The 3,567-nt window shown below is 70.6% G+C and carries 4 protein-coding genes; all 4 read right to left on the minus strand.

Features of this window, described 5'->3' with window-relative positions; all coding sequences use genetic code 11:
* Nucleotides 1–74: 74 nt before the first annotated feature.
* Nucleotides 75–827 carry a YebC/PmpR family DNA-binding transcriptional regulator gene (locus ACFXB5_RS53035; protein WP_201854576.1) on the minus strand — a complete coding sequence of 251 codons (753 nt, stop codon included), beginning with the start codon at nt 825–827 and terminating at the stop codon, nt 75–77.
* Between the two features lie 105 nt (nt 828–932).
* Nucleotides 933–1,526, minus strand: coding sequence for a pyridoxal 5'-phosphate synthase glutaminase subunit PdxT (gene pdxT / locus ACFXB5_RS53040; RefSeq protein ID WP_385223165.1), 594 nt, complete (start codon nt 1,524–1,526; stop codon nt 933–935).
* A 144-nt stretch (nt 1,527–1,670) separates the two neighbouring features.
* Nucleotides 1,671–2,591: a pyridoxal 5'-phosphate synthase lyase subunit PdxS gene (gene pdxS, locus ACFXB5_RS53045; protein WP_385223161.1), complete on the minus strand. Its 921-nt coding sequence runs from the start codon at nt 2,589–2,591 to the stop codon at nt 1,671–1,673.
* A gap of 227 nt (nt 2,592–2,818) precedes the next feature.
* Nucleotides 2,819–3,376, minus strand: coding sequence for a hypothetical protein (locus tag ACFXB5_RS53050; RefSeq protein WP_385223163.1), 558 nt, complete (start codon nt 3,374–3,376; stop codon nt 2,819–2,821).
* Nucleotides 3,377–3,567: the final 191 nt, after the last annotated feature.

Genomic DNA, 3,567 nt, shown 5'->3' on the forward strand with positions numbered 1-3,567 from the left:
CGGGCGGGGGGGGGCCCCCCCCCCCCCCCCCCCGGGCCTACACCGACGGCCTCCCCCGCCGTGCCGATCCGCCGTCAGGCGTCCACCTTGGCCATGACCTCGTCGGAGACGTCGAAGTTGGCGAAGACGTTCTGCACGTCGTCGCTGTCCTCGAGAGCGTCGATCAGCTTGAAGATCTTGCGCGCGGCGTCTTCCTCGAGCTGGACCTGCATCGTGGGCACGAAGTTGGCATCGGCCGAGTCGTAGTCGATGCCCGCCTCCTGGAGGGCGGTGCGGACCGCGACCAGGTCGGTGGCCTCGCTGATGACCTCGAAGGACTCACCGAGGTCGTTGACCTCCTCGGCGCCCGCGTCCAGGACCGCGCCCAGCACGTCGTCCTCGGCGAGCTCGCCCTTGGGGACGATGACGACGCCCTTACGGTTGAACAGGTACGACACGGAGCCCGGGTCGGCCATCGAGCCGCCGTTGCGCGTCATGGCGACGCGGACGTCGGAGGCCGCGCGGTTGCGGTTGTCGGTCAGACACTCGATGAGGACGGCCACGCCGCTGGGGCCGTAGCCCTCGTACATGATCGTCTCGTACTCGGCGCCACCGGCCTCGAGACCGGCACCACGCTTGACCGCGCTGTCGATGTTCTTGTTCGGAACCGAGCTCTTCTTCGCCTTCTGGATGGCGTCGAAGAGCGTCGGGTTGCCCTCCGGGTCGGCGCCGCCCATCCGGGCCGCGACCTCGACGTTCTTGATCAGCTTCGCGAAGAGCTTGCCGCGCTTGGCATCGATCACGGCCTTCTTGTGCTTCGTCGTAGCCCATTTAGAGTGGCCGGACATCCGCCTGTCTCCTTCGCGTAACCCATTGCTGTACGAACGTCTGAGATCCTACCGGGATCGGCCCAGCCTCCGGCGAGGTCTCCCGCCACCACTCTCGACCGAGCGCTACGCGCCCCGCACCATCTCGACGAAGAGCCGGTGGACCCGGTGGTCCCCGGTCAGCTCGGGGTGGAACGAGGTCGCCAGGACATTGCCCTGCCGGACGGCGACGGTGTGCCCGTCGAACGTCGCGAGCACCTCGGCACCGCCGCCCACGGACTCGACCCACGGCGCGCGGATGAAGACCCCCTCGACCGGGCCGTCCTCGATGCCCTGGATGTCGACCTCGGCCTCGAAGGACTCGTTCTGGCGGCCGAAGGCGTTACGGCGCACGATCATGTCGATGCCGCCGATGGTCTCCTGGTCGTCCCGGCCGTCGAGGATCTTGTCCGCGAGCATGATCATGCCCGCGCACGTACCGTACACCGGCATCCCGGCCCGGACCCGCTCGCGCAGCGGCTCCAGCAGCCCGAAGATGACCGCCAGCTTGGACATGGTGGTCGACTCGCCCCCGGGGATCACCAGGGCCGCGACCTCGGCGAGCTCCTCGGGCCTGCGGACCTGCCGGGGGGCGGCCCCGGCCGCGGTGAGCGCGGCGAGATGCTCACGGACATCGCCCTGGAGGGCGAGCACACCGATCACCGGGGCGTCGGGGGACATGGCCGACGGAGACGGTACGGACGACGTGGATGGCGTGGTCACGGAAGCGAAGACCTCTCGAACGTCAGGGGCACCACGCGCCGGGCCGCTGGGCCGGGGCGCGTGGTGCCATGTGGTGCCGTACGGGCGCCGGTTACCAGCCGCTTACCAGCCGCGGCTGGCGTAGCGCTCGGACTCGGGGAGGGTGTCGCAGTTGATGCCGACCATGGCCTCGCCGAGGTTCCGGGACGCCTCCGCGATGACCTTGGGGTCGTCGTAGAAGGTGGTGGCCTTCACGATCGCGGCGGCGCGCTTGGCCGGGTCGCCCGACTTGAAGATGCCGGAGCCCACGAAGACGCCCTCGGCGCCGAGCTGGCGCATCAGCGCGGCGTCGGCCGGGGTGGCGACGCCACCGGCGGAGAACAGCACGACCGGCAGCTTGCCGGTCTGCGCGATCTCGGCGACCAGCTCGTACGGGGCGCGGATCTCCTTGGCGGCCGCGTAGAGCTCATGGTTGTCCAGGCCGCGCAGCCGGGCGATCTCGCCCTTGATCTGACGCAGGTGGCGCACGGCCTCGACGACGTTGCCGGTACCGGCCTCGCCCTTGGAACGGATCATGGCCGCACCCTCGGCGATCCGGCGCAGCGCCTCGCCCAGGTTGGTGGCTCCGCAGACGAACGGGGTGGTGAAGGACCACTTGTCGCTGTGGTTGACCTCGTCGGCCGGGGTGAGCACCTCGGACTCGTCGATGTAGTCGACGCCGAGCGACTGCAGCACCTGCGCCTCGACGAAGTGGCCGATCCGCGACTTGGCCATCACCGGGATGGAGACGGCGTCGATGATGCCCTCGATCATGTCCGGGTCGGACATCCGGGCCACGCCGCCGTCCTTACGGATGTCGGCCGGCACCCGCTCGAGGGCCATGACCGCGACTGCTCCGGCGTCCTCGGCGACCTTGGCCTGCTCGGGGGTGACGACGTCCATGATCACGCCACCCTTGAGCTGCTCGGCCATACCGCGCTTGACGCGGGCGGTGCCGGTCGCGGGGGCGTCGGAGTTGGACGTGCTGGCGGGCGTGATGGACACGGTTTGACCTCACTCGATAATGAAAAGTGCGATGAGCCCATCGTAGGGCCGTTCGATACCGGTACATGACCCGGCCATCTGGTCCAGGTCACGAGCGTGTGTGCTACACGAATGACAAAACCGCGTCGGGGCGGGGAGCGGCAAGAGCCAATCAAAGGCCGGTGGCTCGAAGCGACCGGTGAATCCTCAGTACGCGAAGGGCGGTCACCCCCTCGGCACAGGGCCCCTCAGCGGTCGGCTTCCTCGGTGCCCGGCACCCGCCCGAGCGCCGCCGGTGGCTCGTCGTCCATCTCGAAGGCGAGCGGGAACGGAGCGTGGCCCGCCAGCCGGAACCAGCGCACCGTCCGATGGCGGCGCAGCGCCCGCGCCGCGCGCACCGCGTCGTTGTGGAACCGCCGGGCCATCGGTACCCGCCTTACCGCCTCCGTGAGCTCTCCCAGCGCGTCCTCGCCGCCCGGCGCCTCCCGTACCGCCTCGGCCTGGGCACTGTCCTCGAAGACCGCCCGCAGCGCCTGGCTCAGCTCGCTCTCGGCGACCTCCCGCTGCTCCTCCTCGGACTGCCGGGCGGCGTGCGCCGCCTGGTACAGCACGATCGAGGCGGCGGGGTCGAGCACTCCGGCGGTGGCCAGTTCCTGGGCGACGGAGGCACGCCGCAGCAGCTGCGCGTCCAGCGCGGCCCGTGCCGCGTCCAGACGGCTGTGCAGCCGGTCGAGGCGTCCCGCGGTCCAGCTCAGATAGACGGCGATGACGACCAGTGCGACCGCGATCCAGATCAAGGTGCTCACGGCCCGCCACGCTACCGCCTGCCGCCCCCGGCGTCCGGGGTGGAGCCCTCAGCCGGAGCCGCCGCGCGCGGCGGTGTGCGGCGCCTCCGGGCGGGTCCTGAGCAGGTTGGAGAAAGTCCGCTACGGTTCGGGCAGCGCCCCGAAGGGGCGCGGGGCTGTGTCGACGTTGGGGGGCGGCCCCCGCGGGGGGA

It is taken from the genome of Streptomyces sp. NPDC059455 (assembly GCF_042750115.1).
Lineage (GTDB): Bacteria > Actinomycetota > Actinomycetes > Streptomycetales > Streptomycetaceae > Streptomyces > Streptomyces endocoffeicus.